The following is a 287-nucleotide window of genomic DNA, read 5'->3' on the forward strand; positions in this document are numbered from 1 at the left end:
CCCGGCGAAACTCCTGGAATACAGCAAAACGCAAGTGCGCATCGTCCTGGAGGCCGAGCATGGCCTGACGGTGAACCCCGATCACATCATGGTCCACACCAAGGACTATGCGCCTCGGCAACCAGGCAGTTTTATTCCGGGCGCCAAGCCGCAGCCTGCGCCCCCGGGGACGCAGGTGTTCACGCTACACAAACGCTCGCTGACGGCGTTGGCCTTGGAAAATGTCAGCGGCCTGGAAGCCAAGTTTGCGGAGTATTCCCAGTTGACCGGGCATGACGGCGAGCCCT

General features: G+C 61.7%; 1 protein-coding gene. It reads left to right on the forward strand.

The window, feature by feature from the left end:
* Nucleotides 1–287: hypothetical protein (locus SB679_RS23785; protein ID WP_410704722.1), on the forward strand; the 287-nt coding region annotated here is incomplete at both ends.

The organism is Chryseobacterium sp. SIMBA_029 (genome assembly GCF_046535275.1).
Taxonomy (GTDB): Bacteria; Bacteroidota; Bacteroidia; order Flavobacteriales; family Weeksellaceae; genus Chryseobacterium.